General features: G+C 33.9%; 24 protein-coding genes. 23 read left to right on the top strand and 1 reads right to left on the bottom strand.

The genetic code is table 11. The features are described 5' to 3' along the window. The first annotated feature begins 1 nt into the window (after nucleotide 1). From D7D81_RS17825 to D7D81_RS17785, 9 genes are all read left to right on the top strand, one after another. Nucleotides 2-1,180 (top strand): class I SAM-dependent methyltransferase, encoded by a 1,179-nt coding sequence (locus D7D81_RS17825; protein ID WP_125991367.1) that lies wholly within the window; start codon nucleotides 2-4, stop codon nucleotides 1,178-1,180. A 5-nt stretch (nucleotides 1,181-1,185) separates the two neighbouring features. Beyond that, nucleotides 1,186-2,070 carry a TIGR00180 family glycosyltransferase gene (locus D7D81_RS17820; protein ID WP_125991366.1) on the top strand — a complete coding sequence of 295 codons (885 nt, stop codon included), beginning with the start codon at nucleotides 1,186-1,188 and terminating at the stop codon, nucleotides 2,068-2,070. Between the two features lie 105 nt (nucleotides 2,071-2,175). Next, complete coding sequence (locus tag D7D81_RS17815; protein WP_125991365.1) at nucleotides 2,176-2,427, top strand: small, acid-soluble spore protein, alpha/beta type; 252 nt, start codon at nucleotides 2,176-2,178, stop codon at nucleotides 2,425-2,427. 173 nt (nucleotides 2,428-2,600) lie between these two features. Next, a complete protein-coding gene (locus tag D7D81_RS17810) occupies nucleotides 2,601-3,614 on the top strand; it encodes a LacI family DNA-binding transcriptional regulator (protein WP_125991364.1) in 1,014 nt (337 codons plus the stop codon). A gap of 70 nt (nucleotides 3,615-3,684) precedes the next feature. Further along, complete coding sequence (locus tag D7D81_RS17805; protein WP_125991363.1) at nucleotides 3,685-4,629, top strand: ABC transporter substrate-binding protein; 945 nt, start codon at nucleotides 3,685-3,687, stop codon at nucleotides 4,627-4,629. An 87-nt stretch (nucleotides 4,630-4,716) separates the two neighbouring features. Next, nucleotides 4,717-6,225 (top strand): sugar ABC transporter ATP-binding protein, encoded by a 1,509-nt coding sequence (locus D7D81_RS17800; RefSeq protein WP_125991362.1) that lies wholly within the window; start codon nucleotides 4,717-4,719, stop codon nucleotides 6,223-6,225. Between the two features lies 1 nt (nucleotide 6,226). Continuing rightward, nucleotides 6,227-7,267 (top strand): ABC transporter permease, encoded by a 1,041-nt coding sequence (locus D7D81_RS17795; RefSeq protein WP_125991361.1) that lies wholly within the window; start codon nucleotides 6,227-6,229, stop codon nucleotides 7,265-7,267. Between the two features lie 41 nt (nucleotides 7,268-7,308). After that, nucleotides 7,309-8,349: a Gfo/Idh/MocA family protein gene (locus tag D7D81_RS17790; RefSeq protein ID WP_125991360.1), complete on the top strand. Its 1,041-nt coding sequence runs from the start codon at nucleotides 7,309-7,311 to the stop codon at nucleotides 8,347-8,349. A gap of 13 nt (nucleotides 8,350-8,362) precedes the next feature. After that, nucleotides 8,363-9,277, top strand: a complete 915-nt coding sequence (locus D7D81_RS17785; protein ID WP_125991359.1) for a sugar phosphate isomerase/epimerase family protein — start codon at nucleotides 8,363-8,365, stop codon at nucleotides 9,275-9,277. 118 nt (nucleotides 9,278-9,395) lie between these two features. Here D7D81_RS17785 and D7D81_RS17780 read toward each other — a convergent pair whose 3' ends face one another. Continuing rightward, on the bottom strand, nucleotides 9,396-9,872 hold the full coding sequence (locus tag D7D81_RS17780) for a methyltransferase family protein (protein WP_125991358.1): 477 nt from the start codon (nucleotides 9,870-9,872) through the stop codon (nucleotides 9,396-9,398). A gap of 219 nt (nucleotides 9,873-10,091) precedes the next feature. Between D7D81_RS17780 and D7D81_RS17775 the strand changes: the two genes are divergently transcribed. From D7D81_RS17775 to D7D81_RS17710, 14 genes are all read left to right on the top strand, one after another. Continuing rightward, on the top strand, nucleotides 10,092-10,802 hold the full coding sequence (locus D7D81_RS17775; RefSeq protein ID WP_125991357.1) for a methyltransferase family protein: 711 nt from the start codon (nucleotides 10,092-10,094) through the stop codon (nucleotides 10,800-10,802). 245 nt (nucleotides 10,803-11,047) lie between these two features. Further along, a complete protein-coding gene (locus tag D7D81_RS17770; protein WP_125991356.1) occupies nucleotides 11,048-11,497 on the top strand; it encodes an L-2-amino-thiazoline-4-carboxylic acid hydrolase in 450 nt (149 codons plus the stop codon). Nucleotides 11,498-11,697: 200 nt separating this feature from the next. Next, entirely contained in the window at nucleotides 11,698-12,249 is a 552-nt protein-coding gene (locus tag D7D81_RS17765) for a maltose acetyltransferase domain-containing protein (RefSeq protein WP_353622089.1), read from the top strand. Nucleotides 12,250-12,263: 14 nt separating this feature from the next. After that, entirely contained in the window at nucleotides 12,264-12,662 is a 399-nt protein-coding gene (locus tag D7D81_RS17760) for an FMN-binding protein (protein WP_125991355.1), read from the top strand. Between the two features lie 133 nt (nucleotides 12,663-12,795). Next, nucleotides 12,796-13,575: an AAC(3) family N-acetyltransferase gene (locus D7D81_RS17755; RefSeq protein WP_125991354.1), complete on the top strand. Its 780-nt coding sequence runs from the start codon at nucleotides 12,796-12,798 to the stop codon at nucleotides 13,573-13,575. A 310-nt stretch (nucleotides 13,576-13,885) separates the two neighbouring features. Further along, entirely contained in the window at nucleotides 13,886-14,527 is a 642-nt protein-coding gene (locus D7D81_RS17750) for a class I SAM-dependent methyltransferase (RefSeq protein ID WP_125991353.1), read from the top strand. After that, on the top strand, nucleotides 14,528-14,698 hold the full coding sequence (locus D7D81_RS17745; protein WP_125991352.1) for a maltose acetyltransferase domain-containing protein: 171 nt from the start codon (nucleotides 14,528-14,530) through the stop codon (nucleotides 14,696-14,698). 71 nt (nucleotides 14,699-14,769) lie between these two features. Beyond that, nucleotides 14,770-15,993, top strand: coding sequence for a TIGR00341 family protein (locus tag D7D81_RS17740; RefSeq protein ID WP_125991351.1), 1,224 nt, complete (start codon nucleotides 14,770-14,772; stop codon nucleotides 15,991-15,993). Between the two features lie 182 nt (nucleotides 15,994-16,175). Continuing rightward, on the top strand, nucleotides 16,176-16,421 hold the full coding sequence (locus tag D7D81_RS17735) for an NAD(P)H-dependent oxidoreductase subunit E (RefSeq protein ID WP_286169899.1): 246 nt from the start codon (nucleotides 16,176-16,178) through the stop codon (nucleotides 16,419-16,421). Nucleotides 16,422-16,434: 13 nt separating this feature from the next. Further along, nucleotides 16,435-18,153 carry a [Fe-Fe] hydrogenase large subunit C-terminal domain-containing protein gene (locus D7D81_RS17730; RefSeq protein WP_125991350.1) on the top strand — a complete coding sequence of 573 codons (1,719 nt, stop codon included), beginning with the start codon at nucleotides 16,435-16,437 and terminating at the stop codon, nucleotides 18,151-18,153. After that, nucleotides 18,143-19,309 carry a SpoIIE family protein phosphatase gene (locus tag D7D81_RS17725; RefSeq protein WP_286170415.1) on the top strand — a complete coding sequence of 389 codons (1,167 nt, stop codon included), beginning with the start codon at nucleotides 18,143-18,145 and terminating at the stop codon, nucleotides 19,307-19,309. Before D7D81_RS17730 ends, D7D81_RS17725 begins: the two co-directional genes overlap by 11 nt. Before the next feature lie 12 nt (nucleotides 19,310-19,321). After that, nucleotides 19,322-19,561, top strand: coding sequence for a (2Fe-2S) ferredoxin domain-containing protein (locus D7D81_RS17720; RefSeq protein WP_125991348.1), 240 nt, complete (start codon nucleotides 19,322-19,324; stop codon nucleotides 19,559-19,561). Nucleotides 19,562-19,581: 20 nt separating this feature from the next. Continuing rightward, the gene (locus D7D81_RS17715) at nucleotides 19,582-21,054 is read left to right on the top strand and encodes a monomeric [FeFe] hydrogenase (RefSeq protein ID WP_125991347.1); all 1,473 of its coding nucleotides are present in this window, start codon (nucleotides 19,582-19,584) and stop codon (nucleotides 21,052-21,054) included. Further along, nucleotides 21,047-21,697, top strand: coding sequence for a redox-sensing transcriptional repressor Rex (locus tag D7D81_RS17710; protein ID WP_125991346.1), 651 nt, complete (start codon nucleotides 21,047-21,049; stop codon nucleotides 21,695-21,697). The genes D7D81_RS17715 and D7D81_RS17710 overlap by 8 nt, the downstream gene beginning before the upstream one ends. Nucleotides 21,698-21,764: the final 67 nt, after the last annotated feature.

The following is a 21,764-nucleotide window of genomic DNA, read 5'->3' as shown; positions in this document are numbered from 1 at the left end:
AATGCGAAATGAAAAAAATTGTCCGGTATGCAACTCAGAAAATACTATCCCATTTTTAATCAGAAATAATATGCCATTTCATCAAAATTTTATAATAGATGATAAAGAGGAAGCAATTAATATGCCTAGAGGCAATCTTACTTTAAATATTTGTACTGAATGCAGTTTTATTTATAATAGTGCTTTTAACAAAAATAATATTGCATATAATGATAAATATGACAATGTTCAAGATTTATCACCTTTTTTTTTAGATTATATTGATCAGGAAATAGCTTATTTAATAAATGAGTGGGATGTTAGAAATAAAAATATTGTTGAAGTAGGTTGTGGAAAGGGTACATTCCTAAAAAGATTAGTTTCAGCTTCAAATAGTAGAGGATATGGGTTTGATCCAAGTTATGTAGGGAAAAAAGTTGAATTAGATGGGAAAGCTATCTTTGAAAAAAACTTTTATGATGAAAGCTGTACTGATCTACCTACTGATTTTGTTATCTGTAGACATGTAATAGAACATGTTCCAGACCCTATTTTATTATTGAAAAATATTAAAAAAGCACTTAAAAATAAATCAGATACACTTGTTTTTTTTGAAACTCCCAATGTTGAATGGATTTTAGACAATAAAGTTATATTTGATTTTTTCTATGAACACTGTTCTTATTTTAATAAAAATTCAATCATAAAGGTCTTTGAAAAGTCTGGCTTTGATGTCCAAGTAGTCAATTATGAATTTAAAGATCAATATATGTGGATTATTGCCAAGGTAAAAGATGAGAAGTATAGTGATTATTGTGACTCACTAGATATACCCAAGATAATTAAAAAGGCAAAAATATTTGCAAATGAAGAAAGAAAGATTATTAGTAAATGGAAAAACAATATTACTTCACTATTAGCCGATGGGAAAGGAGCTATTTGGGGTGCCGGCGCAAAAGGAACTACTTTTGTAAATTTAATAGATTCATCTGTAGAATTAATTGATTGTATTATAGATATAAATGAAAATAAACAAGGTAAATATGTTGCTGGTACTGGGCATCCAATTGTTAGTTATAAGGAAATACCTAATAGGAAAATTAAATATGTAATAATAATGAATTCAAACTACTTTGAAGAAATTAAAAAATTATTATCAGATGATAATATTAATATTAACTTAATAGTTTGGGAGGCATAAATAAAATGAATAACTTAAATAATTACTATCTGACCAGAATTATAAATTTTTTAAAGAAAAATTATGATATTTCACTAAATAATAAATCAATTACAAAAAATCACAAATTTACTTTAGTAATTCCTACTCATGGTAGACTTGAATGTTTGCAAAGGTCGATTAAGTTTTTCACAGATTTAGAGGCTGATATTATCTATTGTGATTCAGCATTAAACAAATATAATGGTCAGTTTGCCCAAAACATGAGGTATATCCATTTACCTGGTATGAAATTTGAAAGTAAGCTGAAAAATGCTTTTCAGCAAGCAAATACAGAATTTATTGCCATTTGTGCTGTTGATGATTTTGCTATTCATGATAGCTTATATAGATGTGCAGAATTTTTAAATAAGAATAGACAATATGCAACTGTTTTAGGAAGATTTTTAGCATTTCAGTATCATTTTGATGGTAAGTTTATAAAGATGAATAGACATGTTAAGATCACTGATTTTAATGATAAAGATTTAAAAATCAGAGTAAAAAAATATTTTGAAAACTTTTTTCCAGTATTTTATGCAATGCATAAAAAGAATATATTAATTGAAGCCATGGATATTTGTGAAAAGTGTAATTTCAAAAATATAGTATTTATCGAAATGGTTTTATCTATTCTTGCATGTGCTAGAGGCTATATTAAAGTTTTGCCCTATTTATGGGGGGTTAGAGAGTATAATCCGGCTAATAGTGGAAAAAGAAAGTATATAAATCGAATATATCAAGATAGATCAATTAAAGTAGATTTCTTTAAAATGAAAGAGATGGTAGACAAAGCAGTTTATGATGGTTATTCTGCTTTTGTTATTAATTGCTATTTAAAGTTTTGTGCAAGTATGGGTATTAAATATTAATTTTTTTCTTTAAGATGTTTGACATATTCACCCCCATCACTGAGTTTAATTACTAGAAGAAAGCTCTCTTGTTGGATAAAATATAGATATAGGTGGTGCCCTTTAATGACATGTTTGATGTCAGAACAAACCCAGTATGAATTGGCTGAAGAGTTAGGGTTTGCTCACAAAGTCAATGATGATTGGGGTAATATAACCACCCGTGAAGCCGGGTCATTGATTAGAGCAGCTATTGAAAAGACTGAAAAACCTAATGATTCAAGGCAGATTGCAGTAGGGGATTCTATCCCTACTGTTTTTTTTCCGTTCTACACTTATCACAAATCTAAAAAAGTTATTGATAAGTTATCAAATTAATGATATTATTTAAGTAGTAGGAAAAAATGTAATCAATTACATTTTGAATTGCATAAACTGGAAAATTTCTTCTAACAAGACAAAATTTTAAGTAAAAATGTAAAAAATTACATTTTTTTGCCTTACATTAATACTTATTTTTAATTTTATTTCAAACTTTTCAGGAGGAATTTATGGCTACTATAGCTGATGTTGCAAAAGAGGCCAAGGTTTCTGTTGCTACGGTTTCACGGGTGCTAAATAATCAGGATTTGGTGCGACCAGAAACGGCAGAAAGGGTTTATGATGCTATTGAAAAGCTTTCTTATAAACCTAATATATTAGCACGGAATTTCCGCAAAAATGAAAGCCGGGTTATTCTTATTCTTGCCCCTAATATTACAAATCCTTATTATTCTCATATATTAACAGGGATAGGTGATGTAGCAAATGAAATTGAGTACAGTGCTTTGATTTTTAATACTGGTGATGACCCGAAACGTGAAAAAAAAGGTATGGAGATGTTAAAAAAGAAAAGGGCAGATGGTGCTATCCTTTTAGCAAGTAGTCTTGGCTGTGATTGGCTTCTGGAGTATGCACAGGAATATCCTGTGGTTCAATGTTCAGAATATGATGATAAGGTAGATATTTCTCATGTTGCTATTGATAATTATAAGGCTGCTCAAGATGTAATGGAGTATTTAATTGATCTAGGTCATAAGCGAATTGCAACTATAAGTAGTCAGAATAATTATATTTCTACCTCGTTAAGATTAAAAGGTTATAAAGATACATTACATAAACATGGTATTAAAAACCCGAACGATTATATTGTTTTTTCTACTGGAGATTATTCATTTAAGAGTGGGAAAAGGGCTGCAGCTCAACTGCTTCAGCTTAAAAGTAGGCCTACAGCGATTTTTTGTATCTCTGATAGGGTTGCACTTGGTGCTATTAGTCAGGCAAAAGAAATGGGGGTTAGGGTACCTGAAGATTTGACAATAATAGGTTTTGATGATGTTGAAGATACTATGATGTTTCATCCTTATATTACAACAGTTGCCCAACCCTGTTATGAGATTGGTAGAAGGGCAGCCTATATGTTATATGGACAAATGACTAAGCAGAAAATTACACAAAAAGAATTGCTGTTAAAGCATGAGTTAATTATACGGGAGTCTTCTGCACCAATAGGCAAAAGGGATTAACAATAGTTGAAATACACTGTTGATTAGTTCATATATCTAAGTACATTAATATTAAAAGGAGGAAAGTTGTATGAAAAAAGTTTTTGGTTTTGTGCTTGTGGTCACATTATTAGCTACTCTTTTGTTTGCTGGTATTTCCGGGGCTGCTTCGGGGGCAAAGTATAAGGTGGGAATTTTAGCTCCTGCTGTTACCCATGGTTGGGTTGCTGCGGTTGCTTATCATGCTGAAGCACGGTGTAAAGAATTATCTGATCAAGTTGGGTACAACATTCAGACCAGTAGTAATGCCTCTGAAATGACTTCCCAATTAGACGACCTGATAACCTGGGGAGCTGAAGCGATTGTTGCTTTTCCGCAGTGGGTGGGTATGGAAGTACCTATACAAAGAGCAGTAGATGCTGGGATTAAGCTTGTTAACTTTGATATTGCCATTGATGTAGATGGTGTATATCGAGTAGCTGGTGACAACGAAGATATGGGTATTCAAGGGGCAAAGTATATTGTAGATAAGATTGGAACTGAGGGTACTGTTGTTATTCTAGATGTTCCCAGCTCTGGTTCTGTTGCAGAGTTGCGGAAAAAGGGATTTATTGAAACAATAGAAAAAATTGCTCCTAATATGAACCTTGTTACTTATGCAACAAAGTTTACCCGTCAGGATGGGCTAACTGATTTTTCTGATATTCTTGTCAGGCATTCTAAAATTAATGCTGTATATTCAATGGATGATGAGACTTCTATAGGGGTTCTACAGGCTATCAGGGAAGCAGGTAGAACAGAGATTAAAGTTGTTACCGGTGGGGGTGGAATGCAGGAGTATTTTGAAATGATGCCAGAAAACGAAGATATCTGGATCCAATCTGCTTTATACAGTCCTGCTATGGTTAAAGATGCAGTTGATGTTGCTGTAGAATTATTAAATGGTGAGAAAGTAGCCAAAGAAACCATTATCCCGACAACTATTGTTGATCGGGAGAATTATACTGAATTTTTAGATGCCGATTCACCTTATTAATTCACAAATAAGTGGAAGTATTTAAGAATAGACAAAAGAGGTTATGGTAGACCATAACCTCTTATTTAAAATAATGGAGGTGATCTTATGAAGATAGAAATGAGAGATATCTGTAAGGCCTTCGGGGCCAATATTGTTTTAAAAAATGTTTCATTTTCCATTAAAGGTGGAGAAGTATGTGCTTTGCTGGGAGAAAATGGTGCAGGGAAATCTACTCTGATGAATATTCTGGGTGGGGTAGTGTCCATGGACTCAGGGGATATATATCTTGATGATAAAAAAACGCAATTTGATATGCCAGCAGATTCATTAGATGCGGGGATTGCTTTTGTCCATCAAGAGCTTAATTTAATTAATGATTTGCCCATCTATGAGAATATGTTTATTGGACGGGAAATAAAGAAAAAGGGTGGTGTCTTAGACCTGGAAAAAATGATTCTTGAGACCCAGGAAGTATTTGAACGGATGGATGTTGAGTTAAATCCTCGTACCATGGTACGCGACCTGGATACTTCGTACAAACAGATTGTAGAAATATGCCGTGCTATTATGATGGATGCCTCAATCATTATTATGGATGAACCAACAACTTCTCTAACTGATTCAGAAATTAAGAGGGTATTTCAAATGATGGAAACTCTAAAAAGTCATGATGTCGGCATTGTATTTATCTCTCATAAACTTGGGGAAGTAATGGAGTTTTGTGACCGCTATACAGTATTGCGAAATGGTGTCATGGCAGCAGAAGGACCAGTTGACGATGTTACAACAGATGATTTAGCACGATTTATGGTAGGACATGATGTGCGTACTATATCCTTACAGTGCTCCAGGGAATTAGGGAGAGAAGTATTGCGGGTAGAAGGTTTATCTGATGACAATAATTTCAGTAATATTAGTTTTTCAGTTCGGGCTGGAGAAATACTGGGTGTGACAGGACTACTTGGAGATGGACGAAGTGAGCTTTTTGAGGCTATTTTTGGAAATGGGGATATTTGTTCAGGTAAAATATATTTAGCAGAGAAGTTGACTCAGGTAAATAATACTACTCAGGCTGTAGAAAAAGGAATTGGCTACCTTCCCCGTAATAGAAAAGAAAATGGAATTATCAAGGATATGAACATTTTTGAAAATGGTTCGATTGTTACCTGGCCGAAATTTTCCAAATGGGGAATAATTAACAAAAAAACTCAAGAGGAAGAGTTTGAAAAACAAGTTAAAGATTTAAAAATAAAAATGAGTCTTAAAACTGATTTAATTAATAGTCTTTCGGGAGGAAATCAACAAAAGGTGGTACTGGCTAAATGGTTGATTGCCAATCCTAATTTGTTAATACTAGATAATCCTACCCAGGGGGTAGATGTAGGGGCTAAGGAAGAGATTTATGACATTATCCTTAGATTGGCCAAAGAAAATATTGCTATAGTGGTTTTATCTAGTGAAGCAAAGGAGATCATTCGTATTTGTGACAGGGCATTAGTCATGTACCATGGTGTACTTCAAGGTGAGGTAAGTGGAGAAACAATGAACAAACATGATATTATGCGACTGGCTACTGGTGGGACAATTGCCTTAAATCAGAGGGAGGGAACATAATATGGAAAGAAACAGTAATGATAAAAACAAAAATAGATTTTTACATTGGTTTTTACATAAATGGTCTACTGAACCCATTTTTAGCACAGCAGTTGCGTTATTTATTATGATTATTTTGCAGACATTAACTTTAGGGTTCAGTTATGATTCGTTTGGGGCCTGGTTTTATTCCTGGATTAATAACTGGATAAATATTTTACGAAATAATGCAGGGGTTGGAATTATAGCTTTAGGGATGACTTTTGTTATTATGTCTGGTGGAATAGACTTGTCAGTAGGTTCAACTCTTGCCTCAGTTGGAGCTGTAATGATGGTGCTGCTGGATAGCGGTCCTAATGGGATTCTTTGCAATATGGGAATTACTGGTGTGTCAGTAATTATTATTGCTATTATTATAGGAACGGGTTTTGGTATTCTACTTGGTAACTTAATAGGTTTATTAATAACAAAGGGGCGAATTCCACCATTTATTGCTACTTTAGGAACAATGAAAATATATCGTAGTGTAACCCAACATTTTATGCAGGGATTTCTCCCCAGGGTACCAAGGGAATTTTTGCAGATTTCCGGTTTTAAAATGGGGAAATATATGCTGATGCCTATTATTTACTGGCTAATTATTGCAGCAGTTCTGTATTTTATATCCAAAAGAACGACTTTTGGTAGGCAGGTGATTGCGATTGGCTCAAATGAGTGTTCAGCAAAGCTGTCAGGAGTAAATGTGAACCGTGTAAAACGGCGTGTTTATGCCCTGATGGGATTATTGGTAGCCTTTTCAGCTATTATTCAAGTGTCGCGAATTGGTTCAATGGATTTTGCCAATGCAGGTAGTGGCTATGAGATGGATGCCATTGCAGCTGCGGTTGTTGGAGGAACTAGCATGAGCGGTGGTCGAGGAGCCATCATTGGTACAGTATTTGGTATGTTAATTATTGCGGTGATGAACAACTTGTTAAATCTCCTGGGAGTACCACCGTTTTTAAGAGAGGCTTTTAAGGGTTTGATTTTGGTTGCTGCGGTTCTACTTCAAAAAAAAGATTAAGCCTAAGATGAATAACTTATTATTTGATTGGAGGGCTCTTTATGTATAAAATAGGAATAATTGGTTGCGGAAAAATTGCCCAAGTGCGGCATATACCAGAATATATGGACAATAAAAACACTGAAATTATAGGTTATTATGATAGAAATATAAATAGGGCAGAAGAGATGGGAGACAAATATAATGGAAAAGTTTATACATCATATCAGGAATTACTGAAGGATACTAAAATAGATGCTGTAAGTATCTGTACTGCTAATCATGTTCATGCTGAAATAAGCATTGCTGCCCTTAAAGCAGGAAAACATGTCTTGTGTGAAAAGCCAATGGCCACATCGCTTGAAGAATGTGAAGAAATGGTCAAAACAGCCGATGAAACAGGGAAATATCTGCTGATAGGACATAATCAACGCTTTGCCAAGGCCCATATAAAGGCTAAAGGGTTGATTAATCAAGGGTTAATAGGAAATATTATAAGTTTTAAAACAACTTTTGGACATAGTGGCCCAGAAACATGGAGTATTGATCCTGGTAAAAATGTCTGGTTTTTTGATAAACAAGAGGCTGCTATGGGGGCTATGGCAGATCTGGGAATACATAAAACAGATTTAATTCAATTTTTAACAGGGGATGTTGTAGTAGAGGCTACTGCTAAGGTGGTGACTTTAGACAAGAAGGATTCACAGGGAAATCTTATTGGAGTAGATGATAATGCAATTTGTATTTATAAAATGAGTAGTGGCATCATTGGTACAATGACGGCTAGTTGGAATTATTATGGTTCAGAAGATAATAGTACTATTTTATATGGAACAAAAGGAATTATGAGTATTTACGATGATCCACAATACTCCATTAAAGTAATGCTTAAAAATGGAGAAAATATCTATTATGACATTGATAAAATTCAAACCAATGATGAGCAAACAAAATCAGGTGTTATTGATCATTTTATTGAATGTCTTATGGAAAAGAAAAAATCTGAGATTTCTGGTGTAGAGGCAATAAAGGCAATGAGGTCGATTTTTGCTAGTATTGAGTCATCAAAAACCGGACGCTCTATTGTTGTCAAACAAGATTAAGGAGGTAAAGTAGATGAAATTGGGTTTTGTAAGTTCAATTCTTGAGGATTATGATTTTGAAGAATTAGTTGATATTGCAAGTGATATGGGATATCAATGTATTGAAGTTGCCTGCTGGCCGCAGGGCAAGGCTGAGCGTCGTTATGCAGGGGTAAGTCATCTTGATGTAGATAATCTCACTGATAGTAAAGTATCATATATAAAAGACTATTGTAACAGTAAAAATATAGAAATATCTTCTCTGGCTTATTATCCGAATACTATGGATGGTAATTTGAATAAACGCAAAGAAAATATTGAACATCTGAGAAAAGTGATTGCTGCTAGTGCAGAATTTAAAATTAATCTTGTTACCACTTTTATTGGAAGGGATCAAAATAAAACAGTTGAAGAAAATATTGAATTATTTAAAGAAATATGGCCGCCAATAATAAGGTATGCTGAGGAAAAAGGTGTTAAGATAGCTATTGAAAATTGTCCAATGCTTTTTGGGGCAGATCAATGGCCTGGAGGACAAAATCTCTTTACTTCTCCTAAAATCTGGAGAAAATTATTTGAGATTATCCCTAATGAAAATTTCGGTATTAATTTAGATCCCAGTCACTTTGTCTGGCAGATGATGGATTATATTTTACCTATTTATGAATTTAAAGATAGAATTTTTCATGTTCATTTTAAAGATATTAAACTCGATGTTGAGCAATTAAAGAATGTAGGAATTATGGCATATCCCCTTGAATATATGCGACCTAAACTACCTGGTCTTGGTGATGTAGATTGGGGGGCATATGTATCTGCCTTAACTGACATAGGGTATAATGGATATTCCTGTATTGAAATAGAAGATAGAGCTTTTGAAGGTAGTAAAGAACGTGTTCTTGATAGTTTGCGAATTTCTAAAAAGTATTTAGAGCAATTTGTAATTTAATTATTGATCAAGGGAATTATTAAACGGCAGGTAGTACTAGCTGCCGTTTATATTCACATTTTCTAAATTATGCTAATTATTAGCTTTTTACTCAGGTGGCTTTTAAAAAGTGATTCATTTAGAATAATTTGGGTATAAAACGCCAGGAGACCTCATCAATATAGTCTTTGTATTCAGAACCTAATTCATTTAATAAATAAGTTTCTTCCCTTATTGCAATTATAATAATAAATGAGGAAAAGACAATAAAGGGAATAAACATCCAGATAATTCCCCAGGTCATGCTTACACCTAAATACATTAGAATTAAGCTTAAATACATTGGATGACGAATGATAGCAAATGGACCTGACTTTATAATGCTCTTGATTTGGTCTGATCTTAAATGGGCTTTTTTATGAAAGCTGTGACAGTATTTATGAAATAACCAGCCTGTAATAAATATTATACCCCCTATAATATTTGATAGTGGTTGATAAGGTATTCTTGCCCATGAAAAATATTCACCTAAAAAACCGATAAAAATAATTAAAATAAATCCAAATGACATCATAATATTTGGTTTTAGATTCAAGTAGTATTCTATTATTTTCATAACTATCCTCTCCTTTATATTTTCTCAATGTCTTCCATTTTGATTATATCTAATCATCTATAGATTTGCAATATTAGAAAAATATTTATAATAAAAAGGTTATAAGATAAATTATCTTAAAACTGTCTAATTGAAAATCTATCAGGAAACAATTGTTATTTTTCAAAAAAAGTGCTAAAATATGAATGATAATATTCAAATAACTTTACTGGGGTGGTTATGATGCTAAAAGCAAAACAAGTAAAACAAAAAATAAATAATCAAAAAAAAGCCATTTTAAAAAATATGATTTTATATTTTATATCAGCAATTGTGTTTTTTTTATGTAGTGGTAGCATATTGGTTATTAGGGGATGGGTTTACTATTTGTTGGTTATCTCTGGGGCAGTAATCAATAATTATTTTTTATTAAAATATAATCCAGAAGTATTGAGTTCAAGAGCAGAAGAAGGGAGTAATACAAAAAAATGGGATAAAATAATACTTGGGTTTTATACTTTAATCCATATTTTTATTATACCTGGTATTTCAGGCCTAGGTTTTAGGTTTGACTGGTTACAACTATCAGCTCAATATATTTTTTTGGGTGTTTTACTCTATCTAGTATCCTTAATTATAATTACCTGGGCCATGGTAATAAATAAACATTTTGAAGGAACAGTTCGTATACAAACTGATAGGAATCAGGCTGTAATAGAAAAGGGACCATATAAATATATAAGACATCCTGGTAATTTAGGTATGATTTTAACATCATTTGTTCAGCCGGTAATTATTGGTTATGTTTATACATTTATACCAGGAATTTTGGCTGTGATTTTTGTGGTAATTAGAACTAAATTGGAAGATGATATGTTACAAAGAGACTTAGATGGTTATATAGATTATGCTGAGAAAGTTAAGTATAGATTAATTATTAAATTATGGTAATTAGATACTAATAGAAGCTCTTAGTGCCTTAATCATAAAAAAACTTAATTAACTGTCAAATTGACTCAAGATTTTATATTTGATTACTTTTTTTAAAAAATTAACATAGATTAGCTGATAAAACATATACTGATTTATTAAAATAATATAAGAAGTTGATTATAAGGAAAGTTAGTACTATGAATGAGGTTGGTCTCTGTTGGGGGGATTAGTGCTTAATTTTACTTAGAAGGGAGACGATTTTAATGAATACAGAAGTAAAACTTAGTGTATTACAAAGTATTTATACAAATGTATTGGCAGAATCAGTATTTTATTATAATAAAGAAGGTATTTTAAATGGGATTGTAAAGGAGAAAAAGGAAAAGAGTTTTGTTTCAGGAAAGGGTTTAGTAGAGAATTTTGGTATCAAGTATCCCGAAGAGGTTTTTACATGGTGTTCTGAGGTGTTTAACTGTGCAGTTTGGGATATTAATAAAACAGAAGAAGGTTTTTTAGCTATAGCAGAAAAATGTAAGCTTTGTGATATTTGTAAAAAACTTGGGGCGGGGATGCCTTGCTATATATATTGTCTTAATCCGATGGAAGGAATGGTAAAGGGAATAAATTCAGATATTAAGTTCAAGGTATTAGAGACATTATGGAAAGGGAAAAAATGCAAAGTAGAGATTATAGTTAATAATGATTTGAAATAGAAAATCTTTGTATTACTCAGGTTTTATTATACTATGGAGTGATTATGATAGTTAGGAAAAAATATATTTATATCATGCTAATACTGATGTCCTTTCTGCTGGTATATGTAATTTCCATATTCTATACACAAAAAATGCAGGATTTCAAATTTATGTATAGGGTCTGGATGTGGACAGATTGTAAAAAAGGTAAATGAGGAGTGGAAAATGTGACAGAAAAGGAAAAAATGTTGGCCGGGGAATTTTATAATGCATCTGATGAACAACTGTTAAATGAAAGGATGTATGCTAGAAAAATGACCAAATGCTTTAATGAATCTGAAAAAGAAAATAAAATTGAAATACTTAAAAAGCTTTTTGGTAGCACAGGAGAAGGAATTTACATTGAACCTAATTTTCGCTGTGATTATGGCAGTAATATCTATTTAGGAGATAATTTTTATGCAAATTATGATTGTACTATACTGGATGTTTGTAAGGTTGTTATAGGCAAAAATTGTATGCTAGGGCCAAAGGTATGTATTTTCACCGCTACACATCCTTTGGATGCGGAACTTAGAGTTTCAGGTCTAGAATATGCTAAACCAGTAAAGATTGGAGATAATGTCTGGATTGGTGGGAGTGCAGTCATAAATCCAGGGGTAAACGTAGGTAATAATGTGGTAGTGGCATCAGGGTCTGTTGTGGTGAAAGATGTGCCTGATAATGTAGTTGTGGGGGGAAATCCTGCTAAGATAATAAAAAAACTATAAATAGGGTGATGAAAATGTTAAGTAAGAAAAAAGTGATTTTACTTATTTTAGGATTGATTATTATAATTTTAGGGATTAAGGGTGTAGCTTATTATAATGATTTAAAAACATATCAAGAACAAGTGAATGATATTACTATATCACAGATCGACTTATCCCAAATAGCAGATGGTGTATACCAGGGTAGTTATGAGGTGAAATGGGTTGCTGCTGAGGTTAAAGTAATAGTTAAAGATAATAAGATAGTAGATATTGAATTACTAAAGCATAAAAATGGCAGGGGTGAAGCAGCTGAAGTAATTATCCCAAAAGTAATAGAAGAGCAAACTTTAGGAGTTGATGTAATTACTGGTGCAACTTCAAGTAGTAAAGTAATACTTAAAGCAATTGAAGAGGCATTAAGTTCAAATTAAGTTAGTTTGCCATGGAATCAGGATAATGGAATGCAATTTATTAACTAGAATTAACAGTTACATAATAATTAATTGTATTTCATTGGCTGCTTAATTTTGTTAGTTTTTTTTGAACAAGAAAGTGGAGGGATTTATGTATACAAAAGCTGATATAATTAATTATTTTTCGTTATTGGGTATTAACTCCAAAGGGACATTATTAGTACATTCTTCAATGAAATCAATTGGAGATGTTGATGGTGGTGCTGAAACAGTTATTGATGCCTTTGTAGAATATATGAAGCATGGATTGTTGATATTTCCAACCCATTCATGGGGTAAAGATAATCTAGTAAATGATATTTATAATCCATTAACAGAACCTTCATGTGTTGGAATTCTCTCTAATATATTCATGAAGAAAACTGGTGTTGTAAGGTCATTACATCCAACTCATTCTATTGCAGCCAGGGGTAAAGATGCTTTGGAATATATACAAGGTGAAGAGAGATTTAATACGCCATGTCCGCGAGGGGGTTGCTGGGGACGCTTATATGATAGAAAAGCGCAGATTTTATTCTTGGGTTGTAGTCTGAAAACTAATACCTTTATTCATAGTGTTGAGGAATGGTGCTGTGTCCCCAATAGACTTGCTAATAAGTCTAAGAGGATTAAAATAATAAATCCATATGGCAATGATTATCACGTGGATTTATATGGTCATCAAAGTACTTATGGGGATGTATCTAGAAATTATGATAAACTACGTGATGTTTTATTGTATAAAGGTATAGCAGTTAAAGGTTTGATTGGAGATGCGAGGTGTTATTTGTGTGACACTGTAGGGATGGGTGATATTACTACTAAGTTTTTAAATTATGATATTGATTTATTTGCAGATAATAGACCTATTCCCCTAAACTGGTATAAGTAAATTTATCATTACAATGAATAAAAATGAGCAGTGGTATTATTGGTAATCAGGTGTTATTGATCACTTCATTGAATGTCTTATGGAAAAGAAAAAGTCTGATATTTCTGGTTATGATAATTATTAATATTATTTACTCAGGGGCTTTTAAAAATATGATTTGTATGATAACCTTAAAGAAAATTTTTCCTTAATTTTTAATAAAAAAGGGATTTAGTTTAAATAATTTAGGTATAAAATGCCATCGCAATACTTATATTGGATGACGAATGATGACCTTACAATAGAAAAAATTTGCTAAAGGAGTGTAATAATGACTAAAGACTTTGACTGTCGACAGTATTGGGATAAAGTAGCCTATAATAAGGAATTCACAACACCCTTTCAGCTTAATGTATTCAGAAAGTATGTTGAGAAAGAGGCTAAGGTATTGGATTTTGGTTGTGGTTATGGAAGGACATTACATGAGCTGTACCTTAACGGTTATCAAAATTTATATGGAACTGATATATCTAAAAACATGCTAGAAAGGGCAGCAAAAGATTATCCTTTTGTAAATTTAACACTAAAGACTAAGGAAAAATTTGATTTTGAAGATAATTTCTTTGATGCTGTAATTGTTTTTGCGGTATTGACCTGTATTATCAAGGATGAGGAACAGGAAAGATTAATTAGGGAAATTAAAAGGGTTTTAAAACCAGGTGGTATTATTTATATTAATGATTTTTTACTTAATAATGATGAACGGAATTTAAAGAGATACAATTATTTTAGTGATAAATATAAGCAATTTGGGGTATTTGAGTTATCAGAGGGGGGAGTATTTAGACATCACAGTATAGAGTGGATTAAATTATTGACTAGATCATTTGAAAAAATTGTATTTGAAGAAATAACTTATAATACAATGAATGGAAATAAGTCAAATGGTTTTTATTATATTGGTAAAAAGTAAATGGGGAGTGAAAAACATGACAGAAAAGGAAAAAATGTTAGCAGGAGAACTTTTTATAACACCTCTGATGAACAACTGGTGAAGGAGAGAAGTTATGCTAGAAAAATGACTAAGCGCTTTAATCAATCTGAAGGAGAAAATAAAATTGAAATACTGAAAAAACTTTCCTAATAGGTTTAACGTACTAAAGCATAAAAACCCCTTCTTTGTTGAAAACTAGTAGCTACAAAGGGGGGATTTTTATGCAGATTGTTCATGCGGTTTTTCGACCGGGGGAGGGTAAGGAGGCTGTTAAGTTCCTCAATACCCTTGGTGTGGATATACAAGATTATAAGTTAATAAAATCAGAAACTGGTGATCTTTTAATTATAAATCTGCTCTATGGTGATGCTGATATACTCCTGGATAATTTGATGAGCAGATTTGACTTTAAAGGGGATAAGGAAAGAAGTTTAATAATCTTTACACCTGATACTGTAATTCCTAGAGACAGGAAAAGGGTCAGGAAAGCAAATTTCCATGCCAGCCGGGAGTCATTAATAACCTTTGCCCAGGATAAGTCAGGTATTAATAGTGAATATGTTTTCCTGGTTATATTTTCTTCAATTATTACCAGTCTTGGATTAATACTGGATAATGTAGCTGTAATTGTTGGGGGAATGGTTATTGCCCCAGTATTGGGGCCAATACTGGGTATTACGATTGGAATTGTTTTAGGAGATAATAAGTTAATCAGAAAAGGTATTGCTGCTGAAATACTGGCAGTTGTATTGGCAGTGGTAGTAGGGGCAATCTTTGGGCTTTTTATACCAAATGTTGATATTACTAGTTCATTGAGAATCAGGATGTATCCAACACTGGCTGATTTATTTATAGCTATGGCAGCAGGTGCAGCAGGTGCTTATTCCCTTGTTAAGCGGGGGCAGCCAGGGTCTGGTTTGGTAGGTGTAATGGTGGCAGCTGCCCTGTTACCAGTGATGAGTACAATAGGCATTGGCCTTTCTTTTGGTTATACTACTATGATTATTGGTGCTTCACTATTACTGGCTGGTAACTATCTTTCTTTATTACTGGCTACCCTGATAGTTTTTTATTTTAAAGGGGTGAGACCTCAGATGTGGTATGAAGTTAAAGCCCAGAAGATTGTCAAGAAGAGTATGGTATTCTTTATTATTTCAGTAATTTTGCTTTCTGTACCATTAGGTATACTTACTGTACATCAATTTTATATTGAAAAACCAAAAGATATAATAAAGTCAGTAATAAAAGAAAGGCTTGTGATGGATTGGAGCTATCGAATAGAAGATATAGAAATTCAGGGTAAATTAATAAATGCCTATCTATATGCCGATGAATCGATTAGTACAGATTTTCTTAATGATATTAAAAAGGAAATAAGTGATAAATTGAACAATGAATATAGTATTAATTTTAAAATTATACCAATTAAAGAAATTAAAACATAAAAGGTGAATCCTTTTTAATAATATAAGTTAAATTCTTAACAAAAGATCTATGAACTGTCTTGACATAGAGTAGATATATGCTATAATATAATTACAATGTGAATTATATAACAAAGATCAGTTATTTTTTTTGTTCTTCTTTGTTAAATATTTAACAAAAGAAAATGACCTGTCAGTAGGGGGTGCTGAGAATTAATATTACTGTTTGTATTGGAAGTGGCTGTCATGTTAAGGGTTCAAGAGGGATTATTAATATATTACAGGACTATATTGCTGAAAATGAAGCAAAGATAGAGATAAAACTAAAGGCCTGTTTCTGTCAGGGTCATTGTACCGAAGGGGTTGTAGTCAAGTTTAATGAAGAGATTGTAACAAATATCACAAAAGATAATATAATCGATGAATTAGAAAAACGTTTAGATATATAGGGAGGCAAGATATATGGCTATTATTTTAACCAGTGAAGCTAAATGTAAGGATTGTTACAAATGTATAAGACACTGTCCCCTAAAGGCAATTGGTTTAAATGATGATCAGGCCTGGGTAATAGAAGAAAGATGTATTTTATGTGGTAGATGTATAGAGATATGTCCACAGAATGCTAAGACGACAGTATCTGCTATAGATATTCTGGATAAGTATCTGCTTGATGGAGAAAAAATAGCAGTGAGTTTAGCCCCTTCATATCTGGCAGCTACAACTTATCAAACCCCCTGGAAATTAGTAGCTGGTCTTAAAGAACTGGGGATAGCTGTAATTGAAGAGACAGCTCTGGCTGCGGAGATAGTTAGCAGGGAATATTATGATGTCTGTCATGATGAAGGTAATGATTCGTTAATATCAAGTTGCTGTCCTACTATTGTAAGTTTGATAGAAAAAAATTTTCATAGTCTAATAGATAAATTGTCCCCTGTTATGTCACCGATGATGATTCATGCTCGTTTATTAAGGGAAAAATTGGGTGAGGATTATAAAATTATCTTTATCGGCCCCTGTTTTAGTAAAAAGGAGGAGATCAGCTGGGATGAAGATAATCCTTTAGATGCTGTTTTGACTTTTGAAGAAATAATAGAGTTTTTTAAGGACAAAGGTATTGAAGCAGATAGTCTGGCAGATATCTATCCTGATTGTATTTCTTCAAGGGCGAGGGCCTATCCACTACACAGGGGGATACTTGAAGTAGCAGGAATAAAGGGCTCACTCCTGGGTGATGTAATTACCGTTTCGGGTGTAGAGGAAGCTATAGAGGTCTTTAAAGATATGGAAGAGGGATTGATAAGTCCCCGTTTTGTTGAGGCCCTTGGTTGTAAGGGGGGCTGTATTGGTGGGCCGGCTATGGCTAATGATTATGGTGTTGCCCATCGCAAGATGAGATTAAGTGAGTTTATAGAAGATACACCCCGGTTTAATGAGGAAAATGATATTTCTCCTAGAAATTATCAAAGGAAATATCGACATTATCAGCAGAAGGATAAATTGCCTAGTGAAGAAGAGATAAGGGAGATTCTTGCCTTGACAGGTAAGTTTACCCCAGAGGATGAAAGTAATTGCGGTGGTTGTGGTTATTCCAGTTGTCGGGAAAAGGCTGTAGCGGTATATAATGGGAGGGCTGAAGTGGAGATGTGTATCCCATATATGCGGGAAAAAGCAGAATCACTATCACATGCAGTTGTTGACAGTTCTTTAAATGGCATTATTATCGTCAATGAAGATATGATTATTCAAGAATTTAATCCAACAGCTGAGAAAATGTTTAATAGAAAAGGTATTAAGCCTAAAGGTAAATATTTATCTTCCTTTGTTGATCCGGCAGATTATATTGAAGTCAGGGATAATCAGGAGATAATTACTGATAAATATAAGGAATATGAACAGTATAGTTTGATAACCAGGGAAAGTATTTATCCACTGGAGAAATATGGGGTTGTAATAGGATTAATTACTGATGTAACAGCAGAAGAAAAACGCAAGGCAGAGATTGATGATATGAAGCTGTCAGCCCTTAATAAGGCCAAAAGGGTAATACGTGAACAGATGAAAGTTGCCCAGCAAATTGCTGGTTTACTGGGTGAAAGTACAGCAGAGACTAAAGCAACACTTCTTGAATTAATTGATATAATGAATAGAAAAGAGGCGAATACAGGTGAAGATGAAAGTTGACATCGGCATTGCCAGTCTTTGCAAAAAAGGGGAAGAGGTATGTGGTGATACTACCAAAATAATCGAAGAAAAGGATTCAACTACTGTCATATTATCTGATGGACTGGGTAGTGGTATTAAAGCCAGTATCTTATCAATCCTTTCTACCCAGATAGCTTCCAGGATGCTGGAGAAGAATATTGGACTGGAAGAAGTATTTACAACAATTGCTGATACACTCCCGATTTGTAAGGTGCGGGGGATTGCTTATTCAACATTATCAATTCTGAAAGTGAAAATAGATGGTAGCGCTCATTTGATAGAATATGATAATCCTTCACTTATGTTAATCAGGGATAATGATATTGTTCCTATCAAGAAGATAAAGAGGAATATAGCAGGTAAAGAGGTATATGAGAGTTTTTTTCAACTGGAATTAAATGACCTGTTATTTCTGATCAGTGATGGGGTTATTAATGCAGGGGTAGGAGGACTCTTTGAACTGGGACTGGGACGTGACCGTTTACTTGATAATATTTTCAAACGCAATCTGACAGAGCAAGCAGCAGATAAGGTTGCTGAGAAGATTATTGGCCTGACAGAGGCCTGTTACATGGGAAAAGCAGGGGATGATTCTACTGCTCTTGTTATTAAATCAAGAAGGCCGAGGTCTACTGTTGTTCTGACAGGCCCACCCCAGAAAAGGAGATATGATAGTCAGCTAGTAGATAAATTTTTTGATTATATAAATACTCAAAAGATAGTCTGTGGTGGGGCTACTGGTAATATGGTTGCCCGGGAACTTGGGCTTGAGATAGAAACATCCCTGGATTATATAGATCCCAGTGTACCACCAATAGCTGAAATTGAGGGTATAGACCTGGTAACGGAAGGGATATTGACCCTGAATAAGGCAGTTGATAAAATCAAACAATTATCAGAAAGAAATAATTTTAGTGATATAAGTGGGCTTGATTCTAAAGGAGATGGGGCAAGTGTTTTAACTGAATCCCTCTTAAAGGCTGATGAGATTACTTTTTTGATGGGTTCAGCTGTAAATCCGGCACATGAAGAGCTGATGAAGTCACTCCAGTTAAAGCCCAGACCAGTAATAATCGGTAAATTAGTTAATCTGCTTCGTAAATATGGAAAAGAGGTATATATAGAGAAATATTAGGGGGTTAGGTAGATGAGTGAAAAAATAAGTATAGAGGTTTGTGTTGGTACCTCCTGTCACTTGATGGGAAGCAATTTGATTATGGAATGTCTGGATAGACTGGCAGATAATATAAAGGAAAAAATTGATTTAAGGTATGTACAGTGTATGGATAGATGTGGTAAGGGTCCGAATGTGCGGATAGCCGGTGTAGTACTGGATAAGGTCACACCTGAAACTGTTGTCGAGGAGATAAAAAAAAGCTTAATATAAACCTAAGGTGGTGAAATAAAATGGCTGAAGTTATTTCAGAAGTAACCAAGATACGCCGGAGGGTCCTTACAGAGGTTGCTGCTTTAATATTTAATAATAGATTAGTTGAAGATATTGAGGACTTACCAAAGAAATTAACAGATGAAGGCTTAACAAGTTACCGCTGTTGTCAATATAAAGAACAGGCGATTCTTCAAGAACGAATTAAACTTGCTATAGGGATAGATATTACAGTAGAAGATAGTAAGAAGAGGCTTGAGGAATTGGCCAGGGATGTACTTGATCAACCAGTAGCAAGAAGTAATAAACCATATATTACTTTGATTGAGGAGGCCTGTGACCATTGTTCAATAGATAAGATGTTTGTTACTAACGCCTGTCGTAACTGTGTAGCCCATAATTGTGTTAATAGTTGTCCTCGGGATGCAATCAAAATAGTTGATAACAGGGCTTTTATAATTAGGGAAAAGTGTATTGAATGTGGCCTATGTGCTAAGGCCTGTTCCTATGGTGCAATAGTAGAGATAGAACGTCCCTGTAGTAGGGCCTGTGCTGTTGATGCAGTAGTGTCTGGCGATAAGGCTAGTGCTGCTATTGAAGAGGGGAATTGTGTTGAGTGTGGTGCCTGTATTGTTGCCTGTCCCTTTGGTGCTATTTCCTACAGGTCTGAAATAGTAAATGTCATTAAAATGTTAAGGGATAGTCAATCAGAAACAGTTGCTCTGGTAGCCCCATCATTTATTGGGCAATTTGGGCCAGGAGTAGACTGGGATGTACTTAAAGAGGGTTTAAAAAAGCTTGGGTTTACCAGGGTTGTTATGGTAGCAGTCGGTGCTGATGAGGTAATTAGAGAAGAAAGCAGGGAATTGCTGGAAAATATAGAATTTAATAAAGGTGTTACCTTTAATTCTTGCTGTCCTTCTTTTAAAAATTTAATAAATAAACATTACCCAGAATTAACTGCTGGTATCTCAACTACTGAGTCACCTATGCTTAAAACTGCTAGACTGCTTAAGAAGTCGGGTGATGAGGATATTAAAAATATATTTATTGGTCCCTGTCTGGCGAAAAAGGGTGAAGCGGTAAGAGAAAGTAATGGTCTAATAGATGGAGTGCTTACCTATGAAGAGATTGCTGCTGTTTTAGTAGGGGCAGGTATTAATCTGGCTAAACTGGGTGGTGAAAAGTCCAGAAGAGATAATAATTTTGAAAATCCCTCTATTGATGCCTTAAATTTCTGTGCTGCTGGAGGGGTTAGTAAGGCTATTTTAAATAGTATGGAAAGAGATGGTTTACAGGTTAAAACTGCTGCTGGAATAAGGGATTGTGATAAATTATTAAAACAAATTTCCAGAGGGGTATTTAAAATAGATTTTATGGAAGGAATGGGCTGTCAGGATGGTTGTATAGGTGGGCCTGGTACCATGACAGGTCCGGCTAAGGCCAAGGGACTTTTAAAGAAGATGAGCAGAGAGGTGGAGATGAATGTCTAAAAAGAAGGAGAAGCCAATAGCAGTAAGTGTTATTAAAAGACTGCCTGTCTATTACCGCTTTCTTACTACATTACATTCAAAAGGGGTTGAGAGAATATCCTCAAGTGAATTAGCGGAAAAATTGGGTGTTACTGCTTCTCAGATAAGACAGGATCTAAGTCAGTTTGGTAATTTTGGTCAACGGGGGTATGGCTATAGAGTTGCTAATTTAAAGGAGGCAATTGCTAAGATACTTGGTTTAGATAATCAAATGGATATGGTGCTTGCCGGGGCTGGAAACCTTGGTAAGGCAATTATTAATTATCCTAATTTTAAGAGAAGGGGGTTTTATATTAAAGGAATATTTGATGTAAATCCAGAGCTTATTGGGCAGGAGGTTGCTGGTCTTCTTGTTCAGGATATCAGTCTGCTGGCTGACTTTTTGACAAATAATAGGATAGATATCGGTATTATTACTACACCACCAGAGAGTGCTGTAGATGTTGCAGATATCTTTGTAAGGGGGGGGATAAGGGGTATCTGGAATTTTGCTCCAGTTAATTTAAACTATAGTGGAAAGGTACTGGTTGAAAATGTGCACATTAGTGAGAGTCTATTGACACTGTCATATATGATTGATGAAAAATTTGGGTCAAAATCATAAGGTATATAAGAAAATAAGTGGAGGGATGAAAAGATGACTACTAGTACGGCAAAAAGGATTGCTACTC

It is taken from the genome of Halocella sp. SP3-1 (assembly GCF_003953885.1).
In the GTDB taxonomy this organism is placed as follows: domain Bacteria; phylum Bacillota; class Halanaerobiia; order Halanaerobiales; family DTU029; genus Iocasia; species Iocasia fonsfrigidae.
This window is presented reverse-complemented; position numbering and strand designations above follow the sequence as displayed.

Bases quoted from the DNA above. Each gene is read 5' to 3' on its own strand.
- D7D81_RS17775 (WP_125991357.1), top strand. From the start codon at position 10,092: ATGATGCTAAAAGCAAAACAAGTAAAACAAAAAATAAATAATCAAAAA.
- D7D81_RS17805 (WP_125991363.1), top strand. From the start codon at position 3,685: ATGAAAAAAGTTTTTGGTTTTGTGCTTGTGGTCACATTATTAGCTACT.
- D7D81_RS17815 (WP_125991365.1), top strand. From the start codon at position 2,176: ATGACATGTTTGATGTCAGAACAAACCCAGTATGAATTGGCTGAAGAG.
- D7D81_RS17745 (WP_125991352.1), top strand. From the start codon at position 14,528: ATGGGGAGTGAAAAACATGACAGAAAAGGAAAAAATGTTAGCAGGAGA.
- D7D81_RS17810 (WP_125991364.1), top strand. From the start codon at position 2,601: ATGGCTACTATAGCTGATGTTGCAAAAGAGGCCAAGGTTTCTGTTGCT.
- D7D81_RS17730 (WP_125991350.1), top strand. From the start codon at position 16,435: ATGGCTATTATTTTAACCAGTGAAGCTAAATGTAAGGATTGTTACAAA.
- D7D81_RS17790 (WP_125991360.1), top strand. From the start codon at position 7,309: ATGTATAAAATAGGAATAATTGGTTGCGGAAAAATTGCCCAAGTGCGG.
- D7D81_RS17720 (WP_125991348.1), top strand. From the start codon at position 19,322: ATGAGTGAAAAAATAAGTATAGAGGTTTGTGTTGGTACCTCCTGTCAC.
- D7D81_RS17825 (WP_125991367.1), top strand. From the start codon at position 2: ATGCGAAATGAAAAAAATTGTCCGGTATGCAACTCAGAAAATACTATC.
- D7D81_RS17760 (WP_125991355.1), top strand. From the start codon at position 12,264: ATGTTAAGTAAGAAAAAAGTGATTTTACTTATTTTAGGATTGATTATT.
- D7D81_RS17800 (WP_125991362.1), top strand. From the start codon at position 4,717: ATGAAGATAGAAATGAGAGATATCTGTAAGGCCTTCGGGGCCAATATT.
- D7D81_RS17740 (WP_125991351.1), top strand. From the start codon at position 14,770: ATGCAGATTGTTCATGCGGTTTTTCGACCGGGGGAGGGTAAGGAGGCT.
- D7D81_RS17785 (WP_125991359.1), top strand. From the start codon at position 8,363: ATGAAATTGGGTTTTGTAAGTTCAATTCTTGAGGATTATGATTTTGAA.
- D7D81_RS17770 (WP_125991356.1), top strand. From the start codon at position 11,048: ATGAATACAGAAGTAAAACTTAGTGTATTACAAAGTATTTATACAAAT.
- D7D81_RS17820 (WP_125991366.1), top strand. From the start codon at position 1,186: ATGAATAACTTAAATAATTACTATCTGACCAGAATTATAAATTTTTTA.
- D7D81_RS17795 (WP_125991361.1), top strand. From the start codon at position 6,227: ATGGAAAGAAACAGTAATGATAAAAACAAAAATAGATTTTTACATTGG.
- D7D81_RS17710 (WP_125991346.1), top strand. From the start codon at position 21,047: ATGTCTAAAAAGAAGGAGAAGCCAATAGCAGTAAGTGTTATTAAAAGA.
- D7D81_RS17725 (WP_286170415.1), top strand. From the start codon at position 18,143: ATGAAAGTTGACATCGGCATTGCCAGTCTTTGCAAAAAAGGGGAAGAG.
- D7D81_RS17715 (WP_125991347.1), top strand. From the start codon at position 19,582: ATGGCTGAAGTTATTTCAGAAGTAACCAAGATACGCCGGAGGGTCCTT.
- D7D81_RS17780 (WP_125991358.1), bottom strand. From the start codon at position 9,872: ATGAAAATAATAGAATACTACTTGAATCTAAAACCAAATATTATGATG.
- D7D81_RS17755 (WP_125991354.1), top strand. From the start codon at position 12,796: ATGTATACAAAAGCTGATATAATTAATTATTTTTCGTTATTGGGTATT.
- D7D81_RS17750 (WP_125991353.1), top strand. From the start codon at position 13,886: ATGACTAAAGACTTTGACTGTCGACAGTATTGGGATAAAGTAGCCTAT.